The following is a 22,029-nucleotide window of genomic DNA, read 5'->3' on the forward strand; positions in this document are numbered from 1 at the left end:
AAGCTTCACAGCGCCGCCGCGTTATCCCCGGGCGGGGTTCAGCAACGCTTCGCACCCATTGTGGCACAGCGGGAGGCGGTGCGCCCCTTTAGACAGACGGTTTAGACGTAGCCTGCACCAGGGCGCCACGTGCGCGACAGTGCGAGACCCACGGCGGAATCCGGATTCTCGTAGTCTGCGACACGGTAGAACTCCATACCCACCTCGGCCGGACGGATCCGCGCCACAGCGTAACCGTGCGCGTCGAAGTCGACATGCTTGACCGCCGGGTTGAGCTTGCGGATGAAGCTCTCCGCCAGCAGGGACACCGGGTTGTCTTCGGGGTGGTAGACCTTGGTGTACGTCGTTACCGTGTCGCCGACATTGGCGGCGCTGATCGACGACGTCACAATCTCGCACCCGATTTCCTCCCCGTTGTGGACAATGGAGTTCGCCCACTCGGTGTGGATGTCGCCGGTGAGAAAGAGGACGTTTGCGTCGTCGGCGGCGAGCTCGTCGAAGAGCCGGTTGCGCGCCCAGGCGTAGCCGTCCCACTGGTCCGGATTGATCGGGATGCCTGACACCAGGCTCGAGAAGTCATCCAGCATGCGGTTGACCAGCCGAGCTTCGGAACTCGTCGGGGCGAGCGCGCCGAGCGTCAGCGGGGCGATCATGACGGAGTTGCCCATCACGTTCCACGTCGTGTTGGAGTTGCGCACGACGGAGGAGAGCCAGTCGAACTGCTCCGGGCCGAGCATCTCACGGCCTTCGCTGTTGCCCGCCAAACGGGAGGGCTCTTCGTCGCGGTAGGTGCGCAAGTCCATCATGGTGAGGTTAACCAGCGAACCGAACTGCAGGCTGCGGTAGATGTGACCCCCCTCCGACGGGCGGGTTGCGCGCACCGGCAGCCATTCAAAGTAGGCCTGCTGGCCCGCGTTCCGGCGGTCCATCCACGCACCCTCCTCGCCCGGCGTGTGGTTCTCCGCCCCATCGCGCCAGGAGTTGTTTGCGGTTTCGTGGTCGTCCCAGATCACAATCCACGGTACCGCGGCGTGCGCGCGCTGCAGCTGGAGGTCCTGCTTGTAGCGGCCGTGGCGCATGCGGTAGTCCGTCAGCGTGACCGTCTCGTTCTGCGGTGAATGGATACGCGACACCCCGCTCTTGCCCCCGTACTCACCGGTGGGGTACTCGTAGATGTAGTCGCCCAGAAAGACGACGGCGTCGAACTCGTCGCGCTCGGCGCGTTCCGCCATGTCGCGGTAGGCCGCGAAGTAACCGGCCTCCCAGTTAGCGCAGGATGCGAGGGCGAAAGTGACCTGCTCCACCGAGGCTTCGTAGGCGGGAGCTGTCCTGGTGCGGCCCACGGCGGAGTACGTGCCGTTGTAGGAGAAGCGGTAGAAGTAGACCGTGCTCGGCTCCAGACCGTTCGGATCGACGTGGACGGTGTGGTCCACAGCCGCCGAGGTCGTGACTGTCCCGGAGCGGACCACGTTCGCGAAATCGGGGGCAGTAGCGACTTCCCAACCGACGACCGCGTCCTCCCCCACGTTCGAACCCGGTGTGGCTTCCGGGCCGACAGTCACGCGGGTCCACAGGATCACGGATGTAGGTGTCGGGTCGCCCGAGGCGACGCCGTGCATGAAGTGGGAGTACTGCGACTCCGGCGCACCCGGCAGGGCGCGGCTGCTGGTGAGTGAGGAGCCCGACGAGGTGGATGAGAGCTGGGAAGAAAGCTGGGCGGAAGCGTGAGGAGCGATCGCGGCGGTCGCGGCGGCGACGCCCGTGCCGACGATGAATGAGCGGCGGGGCAAGGAGTTGTCAGACATACGCTCATGGTCAACTGGGCGCAGCCGTCCCGCAACACGGAAACGTAGTGTTACTCAACTCTTCCCCGACAATTCACGGGGATTTTACGCAGAAACGCCGCTCGCGCTGGGCGGGCGGCGTCGGCAAGCTCTCGTAGCTCGGGCGGCGACTACTTGTTCGGGAACCAGATCGCGATCTCGCGCTCGGCGGATTCCGGGGAGTCGGAGCCGTGGACGACGTTCTCACCGACGGTGAGGGCGAAGTCGCCGCGGATGGTGCCCGGGGTGGCCTTCTCCACCGGGTGGGTGCCGCCGGCCAGCTGGCGCCATGCCGCGATGGCGGACTCGCCCTCGACGATGCCCGCGACCAGCGGAGCGGAGGTGATGAAGTCAACCAGCTCGCCGAAGAACGGCTTGTCGGAGTGCTCCTCGTAGTGCTTCTCGGCGGTCGCGCGGTCCGCGGTGCGCAGGTCGAGCTCGACGAGCTTCAGGCCCTTGCGCTCAATGCGGGCGATGATCTCACCGACGTGGCCGTTGGCGACGCCGTCCGGCTTGATCAGGATTAAAGTGCGTTCAGTCATGGTTGCCAACACTACTAAATAAGGTCAGAGCCCGCGCACGACGCGGGCGGCATCCTCGGCGCTGGCGTAACGGAACCACATCTGCACCTGCCGGACCGCCAGCGGGGTATTTCCTTCCGCCTTCATCCGCCTGATGGTCGCCTCTTGCTCCCCATCCAGCGCGATCGGTTCCTCAACGCGGTTTTTGAACTGCTCGTAGAACCCGAGCAACAGGAACAACCCGGCAAGCACTATGGCCAGCACGGAAACCCATCCAGCGAGAGATAACCAGTTGCCCGCGAGGGCGACGAGGGAGAAAAAGGCGGCGAGGGCAAACCACAGGGTGCGCATAGTCTCCGAGCTTAGTCAACGTGAACAACGCGACACTTTCGTTCGCTACAAACTAGTTGCACAATTGTGCGACATGAGTCACAATGAGCGGTATTCACGATCCAGGCAACATGAATGGAGAACTTTCCCGTGTCTGACCAGAAAAACGCCACATTCCAGGAATTTCAGGGCATTCCCCTCGACCCCCGCACCGACTACTACCGCGTGTTTGCGGAGGTCGACGGCGAGGATCTCGAGTGGTGGAAGAAAGCCCGCGACTTCTGCGAGTTCGCCCGCCCGATGATCAACGATGCATGGGAGAAAGCGGAGTACAACATCCCCGGCGCCGAGGAAGCCGCGCGGCGCGGCCTGATCCGCGACGGCATCGACATCGAGGGCCAGCCCGCGATGAGCATCCGTGCGAAGCGGCTGATCGGCATGGAAGCCTCGCGCCTCGACGCCTCCACTGCCACCGCATTCGGTGTCCAGGCGGGACTGGCCATGCAATCCATCAACGCATTCGGCACCGACGCACAGAAGGAACAGTACCTCGCACCGATGTCTCGCATGGAGATTCGTGGCGCATTCGCGCTGACCGAGCCCGAGCACGGCTCCGACTCCATCGCCCTGGAGACCACCGCAGTCCGCGACGGCGACGACTGGATCATCAACGGCGAGAAGAAGTGGATCGGTCATGGCTCCGTCGGCCACATCACCGTCGTCTACGCACGCATGGAGGACGGCAAGGTCGGCGCCTTCATCGTGGACCAGGACCAAGAAGGCTACGACGCCGAGACGATCACCGGTAAGGCGTCCCTGCGCGGCATCCCGCAGGCCCAGATCAAGCTCACCAACGTGCGCGTCTCCGACGACCGCCGCCTCCCGGGCTGCAACTCTTTCCGCGACACCGCCAAGGTGCTCATGAGTACCCGCATCGGCGTGGCGTGGAGCGCACTCGGCCTGGCCATTGATTGCTATGAGAAGGCCTTGAAGTACGCCTCCGAGCGCCACCAGTTCGGCCGCCCGCTGATCAAAAACCAGATCATCCAGCAGCGACTGTCGGACATGCTCATGGATGTCACCGCTATGGCCCTGTATTGCAAGCGCCTCCTCGAGCTTGAGGAATCCGGTGAGGTCACCGAACAGCAGGCTGCGCTGGCTAAAGTGCACAACACCCGCGCCGCGCGCCGTGTCGCTGCCAACGCCCGCGACATGTTCGGTGGAGTCGGCATCTTGCTCGAGAATGACGTGATCCGCCACTTCACGGACATTGAGACCCTGCACACCTACGAGGGCACTGACACAATGCAGTCCCTCATCGTAGGCAAATCCATCACCGGCGTCGGCGCATTCACCAGCTAAGACGAGAAAGAAGCCAATTAATGCCCTACAGCAGCACGTTCCCCGACCTCGACATCCCCGAAACCGATGTTTTCACGCGGATCTTCGGCGAACTGACAGAGGAAGAGGGATCGCTCCCCGCTCTCACCGAGCTGACCACCGAAATGTCGGTGTCCTACCGCGGCCTGCGCGAAATGGCGGAGTCCGTCGCCGGCGCGTTGGCGCAGCGCGGAATCGGCAAAGGTGACGTCGTCGCGTTGCAGATCCCTAACTCCATCAACTACGTGGTCGCACTGCTGGGCATCATTCGCGCGGGGGCAACCGTCTCCCCGCTCGGCGTGCTGATGAACCAGGCCGACGTGGACAAGCTGATCAAGCTCTCTGGCGCGAAGCTCTACATCGGCCTGACCGACATCGAGGGACTGCCGCAAATCTGGAGCTACGAGATCCCCGCGCTCGCAGGTGCGGGTTACCAGGCCCCCGACGTCGAGGTCACCGCCGACGAAATCATGGCAATCCCCTTCTCCTCCGGAACCACGGGGCTCCCCAAGGGTGTGAAACTCAGCCACCGCAACATCGTCTCCAACATGGAGCAGTCGGGATTCATGGTCCGCGAGAACGGCATCACCGAGCGCACCAACTTCCTCTGCCCGCTTCCCTTCTCCCACATCTACGGCATGACGGTGCTCCTGCTCGCCCAGCTGGCCACACGGCACCATGTGTTCACCATGCCGAAGTTCGACTTGAACACGTTCATCGAGGCCCACCCCAAGCACGAGATCGGTTTCACGTTCATCGCGCCCCCGATGGCCGTCGCCCTGGCGAAACACCCCGCTGTGAAGGCGGAGGACTTCACTTCGTCGCGGATCATGCTCTCGGGCGCGGCTCCGCTGGACAACGAAATCGGCCGCGCTGTCGAGTCCAAACTGGGTGTCAAAGTCGTACAGGGCTACGGCATGACCGAGACCTCGCCGGTGACCCACGTCGGCGTGAGCGGTAAATCGGAGCCGGGATCGATCGGTTTCGTCGTTCCCAACACCGAGTTCAAACTGGTTGGCCTGGAAAGCATCACGGAGGTCGCCGAGGGTGAGATCGGCGAGCTGCTTATTAAGGGCCCGCAGGTCATGGTCGGCTACCTCAACAACGAGGAAGCAACCAACGAGGTTCTCATCGGCGACGGCTGGCTGCGCACCGGCGATGTCGCCCGAGTCGACGAAGATGGCACCACCTACATCGTCGACCGCGCCAAGGAAGTGATCAAGTACAAGGGCTACCAGGTCGCTCCCGCCGAGCTGGAGGCTCTCTTGCTCACCCACCCAGAGATCAATGACGCCGGCGTCGTCGGTGTAATCCGCGACGGCCTCGAAATCCCTCGCGCGTTCGTGGTAAAAGCGGAGGGCTCGAGCCTCACCGAGGAATCGCTCATGGAATGGGTCGCCGAGCGCGTTACGCCGTACAAGAAGGTTCGCGCAGTGGAGTTCGTCGACGAAATTCCGAAGAACGCGACCGGCAAAATCGAGCGCAAGAAGCTCCGCGAAATTCCGTTCGAGGGCTAACACGAGAAGAAGGCAGTGAACATGGTGAACACGTCCGATCAGACAAACGATCTCCTTTCCGCGAAAACCGACTACTACCAGGTTTTCGCCGACGTAGACGGCGATGATCTCAAGTGGTGGAAGGCCGCCCGTGAGTACGGTGAGTGGATCCGCCCGCACATCAACGAGGCGTGGGAGAAGGCGGAGTACAACATCCCGGCTGTCGAGGAGGCGGCGCGCCGCGGCCTTGTCCGCGACGCCATCGACATCGAGGGCGAGCGACCGATGTCGATCCGGGCGAACCGCCTGATCGAGCTGGAGCTCGCGCGTTGCGACGCCTCCACCGGCACCGCCGTCATCGTCCAAGCGGGCCTAGCAATGCAGTCCATCAACTTGTGCGGTTCCGAGGAGCAGAAACAGAAGTACCTCGGCCCCATGTCGCGGATGGAAATCCGCGGCGCCTTCGCGCTGACCGAACCGAACCACGGCTCCGACTCCATCGGGTTGGAAACCACCGCTACCCGCGACGGTGAGGACTGGGTCATCAACGGGGAGAAGAAGTGGATCGGCCACGGCTCCGTCGGCCACATCGCGATCGTATGGGCGCGCATGGACGACGGCGAGGTCGGCGGCTTCATCGTCGACCAGGACGCCGACGGGTACGTCGCGGAGACGATCCAGGGCAAGGCGTCGCTGCGCGGCATCCCGCAGGCCCACATCAAGCTTAACGACGTCCGCGTGCCCGACTCCCAGCGTCTCCCCGGCGCCCGCACGTTCCGCGATACCGCCGTTGTCCTCGGCGGCACCCGCCTCGGCGTAGCCTGGAGTGCTCTCGGCATCGCCATTGACTGCTACGAGAAGGCCCTGGCCTACGCTTCCGAGCGTGTGCAGTTCGGCCGCCCGCTGATCAAAAACCAGATCATCCAGCAGCGACTGTCAGACATGCTCATGGATGTCACCGCGATGGCTCTGTACTGCAGGCGGCTTCTCGAGCTGGAAGAATCCGGCGAGCTGACCGAGAAGCAGGCGGCGCTGGCGAAGGTGCACAACACGCGCGCCGCGCGTCGCGTCGCCGCCAACGCCCGTGACATGTTCGGCGGCATCGGCATTCTGCTGGAGAACGACGTGATTCGCCACATGCTCGACATCGAGTCCCTGCACACCTACGAGGGCACCGACACCATCCAGTCACTCATCGTGGGCAAGACAATCACTGGCGTCAGCGCCTACCGGTAGCTCCCCTTTCCGTGTAAAAACGGGTATGCAAAAGGGCCGCGCGGCCCGGGTTTTTTCCCGGGGGCCGCGCGGCCCTTTTGCGTTCGCGCTAGTTGTTCAGCGGCTTGCGGGTCTTCGCCATATGCTCGGCCCGGTCCGCGTTCTCCTGGCGAGCCAGCACGTCCGAGGCCGCGTTGACCTGGCGGTCAGCAAGCTCCGACTCGGTGGCGGTGCCCTCGCCGGCGTAGACACTGGCGAGCGCCTCACCGATGGCGGCGTCGGTCTCGCTGCCCTCCGTGTAGACGAGCTCCTCGGTGGTCAGCGGCAACTCCGCGTCCTCCGGGGCGGTATAGCCGTCAGCAAGCGCGCGCGCCAGATCAAGAGCCTGCTCCACAACGTGGTCGGGGCTCATGATCACGCGGTCGTGTGCGCGCCAGAAGTCGACGTTGACGGCCGGAACCGGCTTGACGTTGAGCAAGGCGTCGTAGGCAACCTTGTGGGCGTTCGGCACACCGAGCTCGAGCAGGCGCTCCAGCAGGCGCACTGGGCCGGACCACGCCGGGAACAAGCCCACGGATCGCTCCGGGAAGCCAACGCGGGTTTCGCCGTGGATAACGGAGGCGTCGGTGTGCAGAAGCAGCTCCATGCCGCCGCCGAGAGCGACGCCGCGGACGGCACCGACGACGGGGTACGGGGCACGGCGCAACGCGTGCAGGCCGTAGATGCCCTGGCGGATGGTGGCCTTGCGTGCGGCCTCGTCACCCTGGGGCCCGGAGATCTCAGCCAGGCGGGGCAGGTTTGCACCTGCGGAGAACGCGCGCTCTTCGTCGTTGGCCACGACAAGAGCCTTGAGGTCCCACTCCCCGGCGTGCGTGAACAGCTCGGTGACATCATCGGTCGAGGAGTTCATCGAGGTGGAGTAGACGAACACGCCCACACCGTCCTCGAGCTTGTACACAGTTGCGCCGGCGTTCTGAGCGATAACCTCAGCGCCCTCGACGAGGTCGGCGACGCGGACGACGCCCTCGCGCTGCGCGCGCTCGGTCAGCTGGCCGTCGGTGCCGAGCACCTTACCGTCGACGTAGAAACCCCCGGCTTTGCGGGCGGACTCGAGAAGCGTCGGGGTGGCGTCGAAAAGCGATGCGACATAGTCCAGTCCAATGGAGTCGGCCAACGCGAAGGGGCCCTTCTTCCAGCCGTAACCGAGTTCCATGGCGATGTCGATCTGGTCGACGGTCGCCGCGATTTCCTCGGCGGTGTCGCAGCAGTACTGCAGTGTGATGCGGAAGACCTCGCGGGCGTAGTTGCCCTCGGGGGTGCCAGACTCCATGAGCTCCTTCGGGTCCTTCGGCACCTCGTAAGACTGCTTCGGGCGGTAGTCGCCCGCCTCGAAGTCGTAGACCTCGCCGCGGCCGCGGTAGAAGCCGGACTCGGCGGTGCGGCCCGTGAAACCCTTCTCAAGCAGCTCTTTGAACTGCGGGGTGTCGGTTACGCCGTAGTCCTGCATTGCGTCGTCCGACGGCAGGGCCTTGAGCAGGGAGCCCCAGATGTGGGGAGCGACCTGCAGGCCGACGTAGTCGAACAGGCCGAAAACGCCGGTGCGCGGCACACCGAAAGGCTTGCCGAAGGCGACATCCGCCTGCTCCGGGGCGATGGACTGGTCGAAGGCAACCTGCGCGCCCACACCCATCCAGAAGGATCCAATGCGGTTGGCAATGAAGCCCGGGGTGTCGCGGCAGTCCACGACGACCTTGCCCAGGTCACGCTCGAGGACCTGGCGCAGCTTCTCGCCCACCTCCGGGCGGGTGTCCGGACCCTGCACGAGCTCGACCAAGCGCATGACGCGGGGCGGGTTGAAGAAGTGGGTGATAGCGAAGTCGGCCTTGAACTCCTCGCTCGACTCGGCCAGTAGGGTCTCCAGCGGAATGGTGGAGGTGTTCGAGGTCACCGGGGCACCCGGACGACGGTGGGCGTCGACCTTGGCGAAGGTATCGCGCTTGACGTTGATGTCCTCGAAGACGGCCTCAATGATCCAGTCGGCCTCGGCGAGACGGTCGAGGTGGTCCTCGGTGTTTCCCGGGGTGACGCGCTCGGCGTACTCCGGCCGGGTGAAACCTTGGCGCTTGACCTGGGTCTCGATGCCCTTGCGAGCGCGCTCGTCGCGGTCCTCCCCGTCGGCGGGTAGGTCGAGCAGGTGGACCTTGATGCCGCCGTTGGCTAGCAGGGCCGCAATACCGGCGCCCATGGATCCAGCGCCGAGAACTGCTGCGGTGGTGATGTCAGATGCCATGTGTGATTAAACCTCCAGAACGAGAGCGATACCCTGGCCGCCGCCGATGCAGGCGGTGACAAGTCCGAGGCCGCCGCCGGCGTCCTTCAGGGAGTGGATTGCTTTGGTGATCAGGATGACGCCGGTAGCGCCGATCGGGTGGCCGAGCGCAATGGCGCCGCCGTTGATGTTGGTTTTCTCGTTGTCGAATCCGAGCTGGTCGGACACGGCGATCGCCTGCGCCGCGAAAGCCTCGTTCGACTCAATGACCTTGATGTCGTCCAGCTTCAGACCGGCCTTGTCCAGCGCCTTCGGCACGGCGACTGTCGGGCCCAGGCCCATGTACTTCGGGTCGCAACCGGCCAAGCCCCAGGAAACGACCTTGGCCATCGGCTCCAGGCCGTAGTCGGACAAGCCAGCCTCGCCCGTCATCACGAGGGCGGCCGCGGCGTCGTTGATGCCGGAGGAGTTGCCGGGGGTTACGGAGCCTTCCTTGCTAAACGACGGTCGCAAGCCGGCGAGCTTTTCAGCCGAGGTCTGCCGCGGGTGCTCGTCGGTGGTGAAATCGCCCACGGGAACGATCTGCTCGGCGAAGCGGCCGTTGGCAATGGCGTCGGCCGCGCGGGTCTGCGACTGCAGCGCGAACTCGTCCTGGCGCTCGCGGTCGATGCCGTACTTGGCGGCGACGTTTTCTGCCGTGATGCCCATGATGCCGTTGCCCATCGGGTCGGTCAGAGCGCCCGTGAGCCAGTCAACGAGCTTGCCGTCGCCCATTTTGCGTCCCTGGCGCATTCCCTCGACGGAGTACGGCGCCTGGCTCATGACCTCGACACCACCGACCAGGGACAGACGTGCGTCGTTGGTGAGCAGCTGCTGCGCTGCGCTGATGGCCGCCTGCACGCCGGAACCGCACAAACGGTTCACGCCGTAGGCGTGGGAGCCCTGCGGCATCCCGGCCTCGAGAGCGACGGCGCGTGAGGTGTACATGTCGCGCGGGCCGGTGGTGACCACATTCGCCCACACGGAGGAGTCGAACTGATCCGCGGATACGCCGGATTCAGCGATGACGGCTTCCGCGACGTGCGCGCCCAAATCGATGGTCGAGAACTTCGACAGGGAACCGCCGAAGGTGCCGATGGGGGTGCGCTTAGCGTGCGTGATGTAGATAGATTCTGACATGCCACTCCTTAGAAAGTGTTGGCTCTGCGTAACAAGTCCTCCCGAGTTTAACGCACATCACACTTTCAGGTAGCGAAACTCTTTAGTTCTCTTCTGTGGTGTCCTCAGCGGTTCCCAAGTGCTGCGTGACAAGGTAACCGCGCTTCATACGCTCGAGCATGTCCGCGCGCAACCTAATAATGAAAAACCACACCACCCCGAACATGATGCCCACCGCTGTTACGGACCAATGGACGAAGAACCCGAAGATGAGCGGAATCTGCAGCGCAAGGTTGATCCACAGAGCACCAGGGATGCGCTGGAAAAATGCCATCACCACGTGGGCAAGGCCGATGACGGTGACGTAGAGCCAGTTGAAGGTCGTCCAGTGCACGCCACCGTCAACTTTGAGCACCACGAGCAGAATCAGGAGGATCGTCATCGCCTCCATAATGAGCGTCCCCGCTAATACGCCGTTTAAGCCTTTGAGGGGGTCCTTCACGGGCTCACGGCCGAGGCCGAGCGGGCTAGTTTCCGGTCTGCGGGCTTTGCTCGAGGTCATTGAGGTTCCTTTCCGAACATGGTGCGGGCCTCTCCCGCCGTGACAACAGAACCGGTGATGACAACCCCGGATCCGGATTGCACACCCACCTCGGCCAGCGCGTCCTCGGCCAGTTCGACGGCCAGCTCGTAAGCCTCAGCCAACCTGTCCGCGACATGCACGCGCTCGTCGCCGAAAATCTCCCGCGCTATCTCCGCCAGCTCGTACGCATCCAGCGCGCGGGGCGAGGTGTTCTGGGTGATCACAACCTCGGTGAGTACGGGTTCAAGCGCGGTAAGAATACCAACCGCGTCTTTGTCTCCCAGTACGGCGACCACTCCTATGAGACGGGTGAAGTCGAAATCGGCTGACAGGGCGTCGGCAAGCGCACGTGCCCCATGCGGGTTGTGGGTGGCGTCGATGAAGGTCGTCGGTGTGCCGCGTACGCGCTCTAGCCGCCCAGGGGATGCGACCTGGGCGAACCCCTCGCGCACCGTGTCGGCGTCGAGCGGGCGCTGAGAGCTTGCGCCGTGGAACGCTTCGACCGCGGCGAGTGCGACGGCCGCGTTGCGGGCCTGATGTGGGCCGGACAACGGCAGGAAGACCTCCCCATACTCTCCACCCAGGCCCCGGAGGGTGAGATTTTGCCCACCTACCGCGACGGTCGCATCAGCCACGCCAAACTCGCTGCCCAGGCGAGCGACTGCTGAGCCTGCCTCGACGGCGGCCTCCAGCACCACGCGCATCGCGTCCTCCTCCTGATCCGCCACGATCGTCACAGAGTCGGAGTTCGTGATTATGCCCGCTTTTTCCCCGGCTATGTCGGCGATCGTGTCTCCGAGGTACTCCGTGTGGTCGAGGGCGATCGGCATGATCACGTTGACATCGGCCTGCACGACGTTGGTGGCGTCCCAGCGCCCGCCCATGCCGACCTCCACCACGGCGACCTCGACGGGAGCATCAGCGAACGCGGCGTATGCAATGCACACCAGTGCCTCGAAGTAGGACAACCGTTGGCCACCCTGCCGCATCGACTGTTCGTCGGCCATCGCCATGTACGGGGCTATCTGGTCGTAGACGGCGACGAAGTCGGCGGGGTGAATCGGGGCGCCGTCGATGCCGACACGCTCGGTGATCGACTGCAGGTGGGGGCTGGTGGTGCGGCCCACGCGGTGGCCGAAAGCGCGCAGGAGGGATTCAATCATTCGCGTCGTTGACGTCTTGCCGTTGGTGCCAGCGACGTGGATGGTGCGGAACGACTCCTGGGGCTCACCCAGCAGGTCCATGACCAGCCGGACTCGCTCGAGGGTTGGGTCAATTTGCGTTTCACCGAAGCGTTCCAGCAGTTCGGCCTCGACACGCCTCAACTCCACCATGTCGCGCTCTGTCACAGGGCGCGGCCGCGGCGCGTCCTCCACCCCAGACATGTCGGATGCGTCCAGCGAGGCCTCCCCTAACGCGTCCAAGTTGAGTTTCAACCCGGTGTCCTCGAGCGTGATGTCGTACTGTTCCGGCAACTCCGGTACGTCTCTGTCCATCTACGCCTCCGGGAGGGATTCCAGGCGTGCGGTGACGCGCTCGAACTCCTCCTGTGCGATGTGCCGGCGAGCCTTAATCTTCTCAATGACTTGCTCGGGCGCTTTGGCCAGAAACGACTCGTTGCCAAGCTTTTTGCCGGTGGTCTCCAGCTCTTTCTCGGCCTCGGCGAGCTCCTTGAGCAGGCGCTTGCGCTCCGCGACGATGTCCACGGTGCCGGAAGTGTCCAGTGCAACATCGAGGGTCGTACGGCTGAGACGAACCTCCACGCTCGCCGATGCCTGGAAATCCCCCACGGGGGCCTCCAATTTGGCGATGTTGCGGACGAGCTCCTCCTGCCCCGCAAGATCCGCCGAGGAGAAATCGAGGCGGGCCGGAACCTTCTGCGAGGGCTTGACACCCTGGTCAGAACGGAAACGGCGGAGCTCAGTGATCAGCTTAACCGCGTCCTCGATGCGGCGCCGCGACTCCGCATCCGCCGCCACCCCACCGTTGGTGTCGGCGGCTGTCGGCCACGGTGCAAGCGTGATGGTCTCCCGCTCCGTCAGCGCCGTCCAAAGGACCTCTGTAACAAACGGCATCGTTGGGTGCAGCAGACGCAAGACGACGTCAATGACGCGCCCGAGCACGACCCGCGTGCTGCGGCCGCGGGACTTCTCAACCTCGCTCGCGTCCGCGTCGTCGCGCGGGATCTGGGTTTTCGCAATCTCCAGGTACCAGTCGCACAGCTCATCCCACGCGAAGTGGTACAACTCCTCGTTGGCCTTGGCGAACTGGTAGTCGTCGAGGTAGTTGTCTACAGAGGAGCGCACCGCTTCGGCACGGTCCAGAATCCAGCGATCCGCATCAGTGAGCTCCTCGCGCGCGGGCAGCTCTGCGACGGCGGCGCCGTTCATCAACGCGAACTTGGTGGCGTTGTAGAGCTTGGTGGCGAAGTTGCGGGCGGACTGCGCGTGGTCCTCACCGATCGGCAGATCGATACCCGGGTTCGCACCGCGTGCCAGAGCAAAGCGCAGCGCGTCCGCTCCATAGCTGTCCACCCAATCCATCGGGTCGATGCCGTTGCCCAGAGACTTGGACATCTTTCGGCCCTTCTCGTCGCGGACGAGGCCGTGCAGGAAAAGGTCGGTGAACGGCACCTGCGGGCGGCCGTTCTCACCCTTCCCGAGCAGTTCCGGAGTCTGGGTGGCTGCGAAGGTTCCGAACATCATCATGCGGGCCACCCAGAAGAACAAAATGTCGTAGGCAGTGACCAGCACGGACGTCGGGTAGAAGGTCTCCATTTCCGGGGTCTTGTCCGGCCACCCCATCGTGGAGAAGGGCCACAGTGCCGAGGAGAACCAGGTGTCCAGCACGTCCGGGTCCTGCGTGTAACCGGCCGGCGGCTCCTCGTCGGGTCCGACGCAGACAACCTCGCCGGCGGGGCCGTACCAGATCGGAATGCGGTGGCCCCACCACAGTTGTCGCGAGATGGTCCAGTCGTGCATGTTGTCCACCCAGTCGAAGTACCGCTTCTCCATCGACTGCGGGTGGATGACCGTGTCACCCGAGCGCACCGCGTCGCCCGCCATCTGGGCGAGCTCGTCAACCTTGACAAACCACTGCAGCGACAACCGCGGCTCGATAGCCTCGCCGGAGCGCTCCGAGTGCCCGACGGAGTGGACGTATGGGCGGATTTCCTTGACAATGCGCCCCTGCTCCGCCAGCGCCTCGCGCACTGCCGCGCGGGCATCTTCACGCGTCATGCCGTCGAACTGGGTGCCCGTGTCCGCAATGCGACCCGTTTCGTCCATGATGATCGGCATGTCCAGGTCGTGGCGCAGCCCCATCTCGTAATCGTTCGGGTCGTGGGCCGGGGTGATCTTCACCGCGCCCGTTCCCAGCTCCATGTCCACGTAGTCGTCGGCAATGACGGTGAGCTTCAGATCCTCGCGGAACGGGTGATCGAACTCTTGGCCGACGAGGTGCGAGTAGCGTTCGTCATCCGGGTGCACTGCAATTGCGACGTCACCGAGCATCGTCTCCACACGCGTGGTGGCGACCACCAGGTGGGGCTCGTTGTCGTCGAGGGAACCGTAGCGGATGGAAACGAATTCGCCCTCAACGTCTTTGTACACGACCTCGATGTCGGAGACCGCGGTCTCGAGAACCGGGGACCAGTTGACAAGGCGGTAGTCGCGGTAGATCAACCCAGCGTCGAAAAGCTGCTTGAAGATGGTCTGCACCGCGCGCGACAGCCCGCTGTCAAGTGTGAAACGCTCCCGCGACCAATCGACGCTGTCGCCGATCGCCCGCATCTGCGACGCGATTGTCCCTCCGAAGTTCTCTTTCCACTCCCACACCCGGCCGATGAATTCCTCTCGGCCGTAGTCGTAGCGATCCTTGCCCTCCTCCTGCTTGAGCTTGGCTTCGACCTTGGTCTGGGTGGCGATGCCGGCGTGGTCCATGCCTGGTAGCCACAGCACCTCGTAGCCCTGCATGCGCTTGCGGCGCACGAGCGCATCCATCAGGGTGTGGTCGAGCGCGTGGCCCATGTGCAGCTGGCCGGTGACGTTCGGGGGCGGCAGAACGATGGAATAAGCGGGCTTGCCCGAGGACGGGTCCGCCTCAAAGTAGCCCTTCTCTACCCATGCCTCGTACAGTGCGCCCTCGTGCTCGCTCGGCTCCCAGGCCTTGGGGAGCGCATTGGCGCGGTTGATTCCTGCCAGCTGGCCAGTCTGCCCGTTTTCTTCAATCACGCGCTTCAGTCTAGTCGTGCGCTACGACACGCTAGAAAAGGCTGTCGGCCACGGCAGCTTCCTCGCGCAGCGCCGCGATGTTGCGATCGATGCGCTCGCGCTGGAACTCCGCCAGCTCGAGGCCCTCAACCACACTCCAGCGACCGTTGACACCTACCGTCGGAAAACCGAAAACCAGACCCTTATCCACGCCGTACTCGCCTGTCGACGGCATCGCCACCGTGGTCCAGCGGCCTCCGGTGCCCTGCACCCAGTCGCGCATGTGGTCGATGGCCGCAGACGCCGCAGATGCCGCCGAGGACGACCCGCGGACGTCGATAATCTCCGCCCCCCGCTTGGCCACGCGGCCGATAAACTCGCCGACGTACCAGTCCCGGTCAATCTGATCGCCCACTTGGTGCTGCGCCGCGCGGAGGAACTCGATGTCCGGGAACTGAGTGTCGGAGTGGTTGCCCCAGACGACGAGACCGTCGAGGTCACCGACCGGTACGTCGAGCTTTTTCGCGAGAAGCGACGCCGCGCGGTTGTGGTCGAGGCGCATCATCGCGTTGAAGCGCTCGGGCGCGATATCCGGTGCCGATTTGGACGCAATGTAGGCGTTGGTGTTCGCGGGGTTGCCCACCACCAGAACCCTGACGTCGGACGCGGCCCCGCGGTTGAGCGCCTCACCTTGCGCGGTGAAGATGCGGCCGTTGGCGGACAAAAGGTCCTCGCGGGACTCCCCCTTGCCGCGCGGCTTGGCGCCGACGAGAAAGGCCGCGTTGGTCCCGTCGAACGCACGGGTTTGATCGTCGGTGACGTTGAGCGTGTTGATGAGCGGGAATGCGGAGTCGGCGAGCTCCATCGCCACCCCCTCAGCAACCCGCACGGCGTCGGGGATCTCGAGCAGCGTCAGGTTGACCTTCTGTTGCGGGCCCCACACCTCGCCGGCGGCGATCCGCCAGAGCAGCGAGTAGGCGATGTTGCCGCCTGCGCCGGTAACGGTGACGTTGACCGGCGTTGTGGCGGTACTATGAGCGCTCACGGGTTCGAGCAGGCTGTCCATGACGAGAAAGTCCTCCCTGTAAGTGTCCTTTCCTCCGGAGTATAACCCTCCGCGCGACAGTCTGGGGCACCCCCGATACAGTCGGGTATCGCGAAGGTGAGACGCGCTCCACCCCCCGTTTGAGGTCGATTTACCGTGGCACGAGAGGTATTCCGGGCACGAGCCAACATTTCCCGGACGTTTCGTGCACCATGAGAGGAGCACATTGCCCGCCGTCGCCGAAAGGAGCACCCTTGGCAGACTCGCCACGCGGTACCTCTCCCTCCGGTGCATCCGGCGTTTCAGGCTCGGCCCGCGCGGAGTCAAAGACGGTCGACTACCTTAAAGAAATTTACGGCGAGTCAGTGGAGCCGGTCTCCGGGGCGGTTTCCAGCTCTGACCTCGGGGGCGTGGCTACCGAGGAAATGTCCCACGTGGTCGATGTTGCGATCGCGATGTTCGCAGCGGAGGGTTTCGCCGCAACCAAGCTTGAGGCGATCGCTAAAAAGTCGGGCATGACGAAGCGGATGATTCATTACCACTTCACGGACAAAAAGGGGCTCTACCGCAAGGCTCTCGTCCGCGCGATGGAGCGAATCACTCCCCCAGCGGAGGTGCTCAACCGCTCCCATGCCGTGCCCGTGGAGGGCATGCGCCGATTCATCGACGCAATCTTCTACCGGTTCCAGGACAACACGGACGCGGTGTCACTCATGCTCCGCGAAAACTTGGACAATGTGCTCGACACCAGCGAGGTGACCACTCTCAACGGACACGCCGACGCGGTGCTGCACATGGAGCGTCTACTCCTCCTCGGCCAGGACTCAGGCGCGTTCCGCCCGGGTATCTCCGCAGCCGACGTGCTGCTCCTCGTTTCCTCTGTTTCCGTGTTCCGCATCAGTAACCACAGCGCCTCGCTGGCACTCGGCCAGATCAAGCTGACCAACCAGCGCAACACCGAGGGACTGCGCCGCATGACCATCGACATGGTCCTGGGGTTCCTCACATCGAACATTCCTGACTCGGGGTACGCGAGCTACCTCGAACCAACGGCAAAGCCGGAGCAACCCAGCCCCACCCCCGCGGATCTGTACACCATTGAGGAACCGGAGATTTACTGAGGCCGCTAGGCGCTCTTCTTCTCCTTGGCCACAACGTATTCCGGCTCTGCCTCGCCGCGCACAACCTCGGCGCCGATGACGACCTCTTTAACGTCCTCGCGGTCCGGCAGCTCGTACATGACGGGGACCAGCAGCTCCTCCATGATGGCCCGCAGGCCACGGGCGCCTGTCTTTCGTTCCGCCGCGAGGTCCGCGATCTCGCCGAGTGCCTCGGCAGTGAGGGTCAGTTCCGCCCCGTCCATTGCGAACAGGCGAGAGTACTGCTTCACCAGGGAGTTCTTCGGCTCCGTGAGCACACGCACTAGGGCGTCGCGGTCGAGATCCTCCACATTGGCCAAAATGGGCAGACGGCCGATGAACTCGGGGATCAAACCAAACTTCACTAGGTCGCCCGGCAGCACCTTTGCCAGCAGGTTCGACTCGTCGCGCTCGCTCTTGGAATCAATCTCGGCACCGAAGCCGATGCCCTTCTTCCCCACCCGTTCCGCGATGACTTTATCCAGGCCGGCGAAAGCGCCTGCCACGATGAACAAGATGTTCGTCGTGTCAATCTGGATGAACTCCTGGTTCGGGTGCTTTCGCCCACCTTGAGGCGGAACGGAAGCAACCGTGCCCTCGAGAATCTTCAGCAGCGCCTGCTGCACACCCTCACCGGACACGTCGCGGGTAATGGAGGGGTTCTCCGACTTCCGGGAGATCTTGTCCACCTCATCGACGTAGATGATGCCGTGCTGCGCGCGGTCGACATCGAAGTCCGCGGCCTGGAGGAGTTTGAGCAGAATGTTCTCCACATCCTCACCCACATAGCCCGCCTCAGTGAGACTGGTCGCGTCTGCGATGGCGAACGGAACATTGAGCATCCGCGCCAGGGTCTGCGCTAAGTAGGTCTTACCGGAACCCGTGGGGCCGAGCAGAAGGATGTTCGACTTGGCGATCTCGACCTCCTCCTCCCGCTTGCGCCCGCCCATCGAGCCGGGCAGCTCCGCACGCGTGCGCTTGTAGTGGTTGTACACCGCCACCGCCAGGGTGCGCTTGGCGGAGTCCTGGCCAATCACGTACTGGTCCAGGAACCCCACAATTTCAGACGGGCGGGGAAGCTTCTCACCATCGCCTGAGCTCGACTCCTGCGCGCCGGCGAGCTCCTCCTCGATGATCTCGTTGCACAGTTCGATGCACTCGTCGCAAATGTAGACACCGCCGCCGGCGATGAGCTTGCGAACCTGCTTCTGGCTCTTTCCGCAAAAAGAACACTTCAGCAGATCGGAACTGTCCTGAGTGACTGCCATGTGGGTAACGCGCTCCCGTTCTACTTCTCGGCGAAATCGTCTGATCTGGTTCGGGTTTTGTGAAAGTGTAATCGCCCCGCCACCCAACGACGGCAACGGCTTGTTTACCATACTGTTTCAACATACTGGGCTCATTGGACATTCCAGTCTATGTGCTTGTGATGGCTTGTCGTTTTGACAGCGTTGAAGCAGCAATGAGGGTAGTGGCCGGCACCGCCAAAGTGAGCCCCAGCGCGCCCACCGCGGAACGGACAAGCTCGGTGGCGACGACGTCGGAGGTGAGTACCTGCATCAACGGGCGGTCCACCACGGACAGCAGCAGAGTCATCGGGAGCGCCGCGCCAATATATGCGAGCACCAGCGTGTAGACCATCGAGGCGATATGGTCCTGCCCGACCCGCATTGCCGAGGCGAACAGTCCCTTCGGGCGCGCCGCGGGGTTCGCCTCAACGAGCTCGGCAACGGTCGAGGCCTGTGCAACCGTCGCGTCGTTTAACGCACCCAAGGTTCCGATGATGAACCCCGCGAGCATCAGCCCGGCGACGCTCACGGTAGGTAGGTATAGCTGGATTAGCAGATTAGAGTCGTCGCCAAGCCCGCGCACATGCGTCGTCCCGATCGCGGCCCACGCCAGAACCGCGGATGCCACCAGAGAAACTAGAGTGCCACCCAGGGCCGATGCCGCCTTCCAATTGGCACCGTGAACGAGAAAGATCACCGGGAAAAGGATGGCGGCTCCGGCTACCACCGCGAGCATGACTGGTGGGCCTCCCCGCACAAGTGCCGGGACGAGGAACATGCCTATTACCGCGAGAGTGAACACGAGCCCTACGAGAGCGCGAGCGCCCCGCCACGCGGCCGCGGCGATGACACCCAACACGGTGCTTGCGATCCACACCCACAGCGGCACGGCACGATCGACATCCAAGAACGTGTACGTGGAAGCACCGTCCGGGGACTCGCTCCGCGCCAAGAGGATTTTGTCGCCTTCCGCCAAGTGCGGGTCACCGGGGCTTCCCGCGTTCTGCAGCGTTGTCATGCGACCCTCATCGGGACCTACGGTGATTCGCACTTCAGATACCGAGCAACTCCCGCCTTCCACGAAACCGGGCTGAGCTCGGGTTAACCGCGAATCCGTCGCAGGCAAATGATTACATTCTGCGGGGCTGGTAGATACAACTACAGCCGAGATCCCCTCCGCCGCTACGGATTGCGACTCGCGGAACCCCGCCTCGGGCGCGGGCGCGCCGCCGCGTGGCCACAGGAGGACGAGACCGATCACCGTGAGAACAAAGGCAGTGGCGAGTGAGCCCGCCAGAACCCTTTGGACCAGGCCCGATCCCCCATTTTCGCGGTGCTTATCGACGCCCGCAGCATGACGCCCCATTTTTTCAGCCTCTCTCCTGGGAAGTTCCCCGTGGTAGATTGAGGCTCAATGGTACGACTTAAAGGCGCCGAAAGGAAACGCGCTCGCCGCCTAGCGGTTGAGCTTGCGGTAATCGAAGACCTGGTCGATGATGCCGTACTCGACGGCCTCTTCGGCGGTGAGGATCTTGTCGCGGTCGGTGTCGATGCGGACCTGCTCCGCCGTGCGCCCGGTGTGCTCCGCCAGGGTGGTCTCCATCAGGCGTCGCATGCGCTCGATCTCGGCGGCCTGGATCTCCAGGTCGGACACCTGGCCCTGTGTGCCCTGGGTGGCGGGCTGGTGAATGAGAACGCGCGAGTTCGGCAGCGCCGCGCGCTTGCCTGGTGCGCCAGCCGCGAGGATCACGGCCGCGGCCGAGGCGGCCTGGCCGAGACACACAGTCTGCACGTCAGGCCGAACGTACTGCATCGTGTCGTAAATCGCCATGAGCGCGGTGAAAGAACCACCCGGTGAGTTGATGTACATGGTGATGTCTCGATCCGGGTCCTGGGATTCCAGCACGAGCAGCTGCGCCATGACGTCGTTGGCGGATGTGTCGTCGACCTGGGTACCCAGGAAGACGATGCGCTCCTCGAAAAGCTTGCCGTAGGGGTCGATCTGCTTGGTGCCGAAGGAGGTCTCCTCCAGAAACTGCGGCAGAACGTAGCGGGAGTTGGGCATCTGGAAAGTCATATTTCGTGTCTCCTGTTCTGCTTAGTTGCCGACGGTTCCGTCGGTGGCCTGGCGCGCGTCCTCGATAACGTGGTCCACGATGCCGTATTCCTTGGCCTCCTGTGCGGTGAACCAGCGATCGCGGTCGGAGTCCTTGGTGATTTGCTCGAATGTCTGACCGGTGTGCTCCGCGATCAGCTCAGCCATCTCACGCTTGGTGGCGGCGAACTGTTCGGCCTGGATGGCGATATCGGCCGCGGTGCCCCCCACGCCGGCGGACGGCTGGTGCATCATGATGCGCGCGTGTGGCAGAGCGTAGCGCTTGCCCTTGGTGCCTCCGGAGAGGAGGAACTGACCCATCGACGCCGCCAGGCCCATGCCGTAGGTGGCGATGTCGCACGGCGAGTACTTCATGGTGTCGTAGATCGCCATGCCCGCCGTGACGGACCCGCCCGGCGAGTTGATGTAGAGGGAAATATCGCGCGTCGGGTCCTCCGCGGAGAGCAGAAGAATCTGGGCGCAGAGCTTGTTAGCGATTTCGTCATCCACCTGCTGGCCAAGGAAGATGATACGTTCGCGCAGCAGCCGCTCGTAAACGGAGTCGCCGAGGTTCATCCCGGGATGCGGAGAAGTCATGTTGGCTCCTTAAGTTAAAGGTGTTTCGCGGTCAATGCCACCACACTACTAGCCGGTTTCGGCATGCGAGGCCGTGTTCGCTATGGGCGTACTCCGCATACACGGACCGCGCCATCCCCTCCTGCTAGAGAAGGCCTCGGTGTCAGGGGGAATCCTCGGCAATCGCCCTCGTTCATGATTTCCCGTCAAGTACGGTGTGGGGTTGCCTGCCATTCGTAGACGGCCTGAACCCTGCTTTAGGTAACCTTCCAGACTGGTTCTGGGATGCGCGATGGTGCGCAGTATGCCAAGACCTATTCCCCACATAGCTCGCCGTGCATTCTCTATGAATTTGGCGTGCGGCATCTCCACTGGCAGGGGTTGCAACTTGCCAGAAGGCAGCAATTCGGTTGACCTTAACAGGCGTTGTATTCGTCGCCTGCAGCGACGGCCCGATCATCCGCCACAGCTTGAAGCAGCCCCACTACGACGCTCAAAACAGTCGCGACAGCCAGCGAAGACCGCCGCATTTCTTCCCGACCCCCATCTCCCCGATTCCCATTCTCTGACGAGAAACTGAAACTATTTTCAGTCAACTAACATCTTTGAAGATTCTACTGTGGCCATTGCACGCAACCAGTAGCCTAAGGGCAGTCAGAGCACACCACAAAGCAAGGGATCCACGGGATTCAATAAAACTGCAGGTAAGAAATGGATCATGGCCATGCCCGTCGTTGGCCGACTGCTAACTATCAAACCCCTAGTCGGCCAGGCACTTACTTCGTTGAAGTGATTAACCTGAGACTGTCTGTTCCTTCTTGGGGGTATAAGGGGCAGTATGGTGGCTTGAGGTTTGCCTTGGGGCGCTACGAATGTCCTCAGTACAACTACTATTCGGA

At 63.4% G+C, this 22,029-nt stretch carries 17 protein-coding genes; 4 read left to right on the forward strand and 13 right to left on the reverse strand.

What is annotated here, in order from left to right; translation table 11 throughout:
- Nucleotides 1-101: 101 nt before the first annotated feature.
- From G7Y29_RS08240 to G7Y29_RS08250, 3 genes are all read right to left on the reverse strand, one after another.
- Complete coding sequence (locus G7Y29_RS08240; protein ID WP_165004501.1) at nt 102-1,805, reverse strand: alkaline phosphatase D family protein; 1,704 nt, start codon at nt 1,803-1,805, stop codon at nt 102-104.
- Between the two features lie 149 nt (nt 1,806-1,954).
- Nucleotides 1,955-2,365, reverse strand: coding sequence for a nucleoside-diphosphate kinase (ndk, locus tag G7Y29_RS08245; RefSeq protein ID WP_165004499.1), 411 nt, complete (start codon nt 2,363-2,365; stop codon nt 1,955-1,957).
- A 24-nt stretch (nt 2,366-2,389) separates the two neighbouring features.
- Nucleotides 2,390-2,695 (reverse strand): hypothetical protein, encoded by a 306-nt coding sequence (locus G7Y29_RS08250; protein ID WP_165004497.1) that lies wholly within the window; start codon nt 2,693-2,695, stop codon nt 2,390-2,392.
- A 129-nt stretch (nt 2,696-2,824) separates the two neighbouring features.
- Here G7Y29_RS08250 and G7Y29_RS08255 point away from each other — a divergent pair, with 129 nt between their 5' ends.
- Genes G7Y29_RS08255 through G7Y29_RS08265 form a run of 3 tightly spaced genes read left to right on the forward strand, consistent with a single transcriptional unit; the run spans nt 2,825 to nt 6,786 of the window.
- Nucleotides 2,825-4,036 carry an acyl-CoA dehydrogenase family protein gene (locus G7Y29_RS08255; RefSeq protein ID WP_235933578.1) on the forward strand — a complete coding sequence of 404 codons (1,212 nt, stop codon included), beginning with the start codon at nt 2,825-2,827 and terminating at the stop codon, nt 4,034-4,036.
- Nucleotides 4,037-4,056: 20 nt separating this feature from the next.
- A complete protein-coding gene (locus G7Y29_RS08260) occupies nt 4,057-5,571 on the forward strand; it encodes an AMP-binding protein (protein ID WP_165004495.1) in 1,515 nt (504 codons plus the stop codon).
- A 21-nt stretch (nt 5,572-5,592) separates the two neighbouring features.
- Nucleotides 5,593-6,786, forward strand: a complete 1,194-nt coding sequence (locus G7Y29_RS08265) for an acyl-CoA dehydrogenase family protein (protein ID WP_165004493.1) — start codon at nt 5,593-5,595, stop codon at nt 6,784-6,786.
- A gap of 88 nt (nt 6,787-6,874) precedes the next feature.
- On the opposite strand, the gene G7Y29_RS08270 is transcribed toward G7Y29_RS08265, so the two are convergent.
- The 6 genes from G7Y29_RS08270 to G7Y29_RS08295 form a co-directional block, all read right to left on the reverse strand.
- Nucleotides 6,875-9,055, reverse strand: a complete 2,181-nt coding sequence (locus G7Y29_RS08270) for a 3-hydroxyacyl-CoA dehydrogenase/enoyl-CoA hydratase family protein (RefSeq protein WP_165004491.1) — start codon at nt 9,053-9,055, stop codon at nt 6,875-6,877.
- Nucleotides 9,056-9,061: 6 nt separating this feature from the next.
- Nucleotides 9,062-10,213, reverse strand: a complete 1,152-nt coding sequence (locus G7Y29_RS08275; RefSeq protein WP_165004489.1) for an acetyl-CoA C-acyltransferase — start codon at nt 10,211-10,213, stop codon at nt 9,062-9,064.
- Between the two features lie 82 nt (nt 10,214-10,295).
- Nucleotides 10,296-10,754 (reverse strand): DUF4233 domain-containing protein, encoded by a 459-nt coding sequence (locus G7Y29_RS08280; RefSeq protein ID WP_165004487.1) that lies wholly within the window; start codon nt 10,752-10,754, stop codon nt 10,296-10,298.
- Complete coding sequence (gene folC / locus G7Y29_RS08285; protein ID WP_165004485.1) at nt 10,751-12,271, reverse strand: bifunctional tetrahydrofolate synthase/dihydrofolate synthase; 1,521 nt, start codon at nt 12,269-12,271, stop codon at nt 10,751-10,753. The genes G7Y29_RS08280 and folC overlap by 4 nt, the downstream gene beginning before the upstream one ends.
- Nucleotides 12,272-15,007 (reverse strand): valine--tRNA ligase, encoded by a 2,736-nt coding sequence (locus G7Y29_RS08290; RefSeq protein WP_249399732.1) that lies wholly within the window; start codon nt 15,005-15,007, stop codon nt 12,272-12,274.
- 31 nt (nt 15,008-15,038) lie between these two features.
- Nucleotides 15,039-16,052 (reverse strand): malate dehydrogenase, encoded by a 1,014-nt coding sequence (locus tag G7Y29_RS08295; protein ID WP_165004483.1) that lies wholly within the window; start codon nt 16,050-16,052, stop codon nt 15,039-15,041.
- Between the two features lie 233 nt (nt 16,053-16,285).
- Between G7Y29_RS08295 and G7Y29_RS08300 the strand changes: the two genes are divergently transcribed.
- A complete protein-coding gene (locus tag G7Y29_RS08300; protein WP_235933580.1) occupies nt 16,286-17,152 on the forward strand; it encodes a TetR/AcrR family transcriptional regulator in 867 nt (288 codons plus the stop codon).
- Between the two features lie 5 nt (nt 17,153-17,157).
- On the opposite strand, the gene clpX is transcribed toward G7Y29_RS08300, so the two are convergent.
- From clpX to G7Y29_RS08320, 4 genes are all read right to left on the reverse strand, one after another.
- Nucleotides 17,158-18,438, reverse strand: a complete 1,281-nt coding sequence (gene clpX, locus G7Y29_RS08305; RefSeq protein ID WP_165004481.1) for an ATP-dependent Clp protease ATP-binding subunit ClpX — start codon at nt 18,436-18,438, stop codon at nt 17,158-17,160.
- 148 nt (nt 18,439-18,586) lie between these two features.
- Nucleotides 18,587-19,477, reverse strand: coding sequence for a YibE/F family protein (locus tag G7Y29_RS08310; protein WP_249399733.1), 891 nt, complete (start codon nt 19,475-19,477; stop codon nt 18,587-18,589).
- 438 nt (nt 19,478-19,915) lie between these two features.
- Nucleotides 19,916-20,536, reverse strand: a complete 621-nt coding sequence (locus tag G7Y29_RS08315) for an ATP-dependent Clp protease proteolytic subunit (protein WP_165004477.1) — start codon at nt 20,534-20,536, stop codon at nt 19,916-19,918.
- 21 nt (nt 20,537-20,557) lie between these two features.
- Nucleotides 20,558-21,151, reverse strand: a complete 594-nt coding sequence (locus G7Y29_RS08320; RefSeq protein WP_165004475.1) for an ATP-dependent Clp protease proteolytic subunit — start codon at nt 21,149-21,151, stop codon at nt 20,558-20,560.
- Between the last annotated feature and the right edge of the window lie 878 nt (nt 21,152-22,029).

Source organism: Corynebacterium qintianiae (assembly GCF_011038645.2).
Taxonomy (GTDB): domain Bacteria; phylum Actinomycetota; class Actinomycetes; order Mycobacteriales; family Mycobacteriaceae; genus Corynebacterium; species Corynebacterium qintianiae.

Coding starts and splice junctions, on each gene's coding strand:
- G7Y29_RS08315 (WP_165004477.1), bottom strand. CDS start 20,536: ATGACTTTCCAGATGCCCAACTCCCGCTACGTTCTGCCGCAGTTTCTG.
- G7Y29_RS08280 (WP_165004487.1), bottom strand. CDS start 10,754: ATGACCTCGAGCAAAGCCCGCAGACCGGAAACTAGCCCGCTCGGCCTC.
- G7Y29_RS08270 (WP_165004491.1), bottom strand. CDS start 9,055: ATGGCATCTGACATCACCACCGCAGCAGTTCTCGGCGCTGGATCCATG.
- G7Y29_RS08265 (WP_165004493.1), top strand. CDS start 5,593: ATGGTGAACACGTCCGATCAGACAAACGATCTCCTTTCCGCGAAAACC.
- G7Y29_RS08260 (WP_165004495.1), top strand. CDS start 4,057: ATGCCCTACAGCAGCACGTTCCCCGACCTCGACATCCCCGAAACCGAT.
- G7Y29_RS08295 (WP_165004483.1), bottom strand. CDS start 16,052: ATGGACAGCCTGCTCGAACCCGTGAGCGCTCATAGTACCGCCACAACG.
- G7Y29_RS08310 (WP_249399733.1), bottom strand. CDS start 19,477: ATGACAACGCTGCAGAACGCGGGAAGCCCCGGTGACCCGCACTTGGCG.
- G7Y29_RS08250 (WP_165004497.1), bottom strand. CDS start 2,695: ATGCGCACCCTGTGGTTTGCCCTCGCCGCCTTTTTCTCCCTCGTCGCC.
- ndk (WP_165004499.1), bottom strand. CDS start 2,365: ATGACTGAACGCACTTTAATCCTGATCAAGCCGGACGGCGTCGCCAAC.
- G7Y29_RS08240 (WP_165004501.1), bottom strand. CDS start 1,805: ATGTCTGACAACTCCTTGCCCCGCCGCTCATTCATCGTCGGCACGGGC.
- G7Y29_RS08275 (WP_165004489.1), bottom strand. CDS start 10,213: ATGTCAGAATCTATCTACATCACGCACGCTAAGCGCACCCCCATCGGC.
- folC (WP_165004485.1), bottom strand. CDS start 12,271: ATGGACAGAGACGTACCGGAGTTGCCGGAACAGTACGACATCACGCTC.
- clpX (WP_165004481.1), bottom strand. CDS start 18,438: ATGGCAGTCACTCAGGACAGTTCCGATCTGCTGAAGTGTTCTTTTTGC.
- G7Y29_RS08320 (WP_165004475.1), bottom strand. CDS start 21,151: ATGACTTCTCCGCATCCCGGGATGAACCTCGGCGACTCCGTTTACGAG.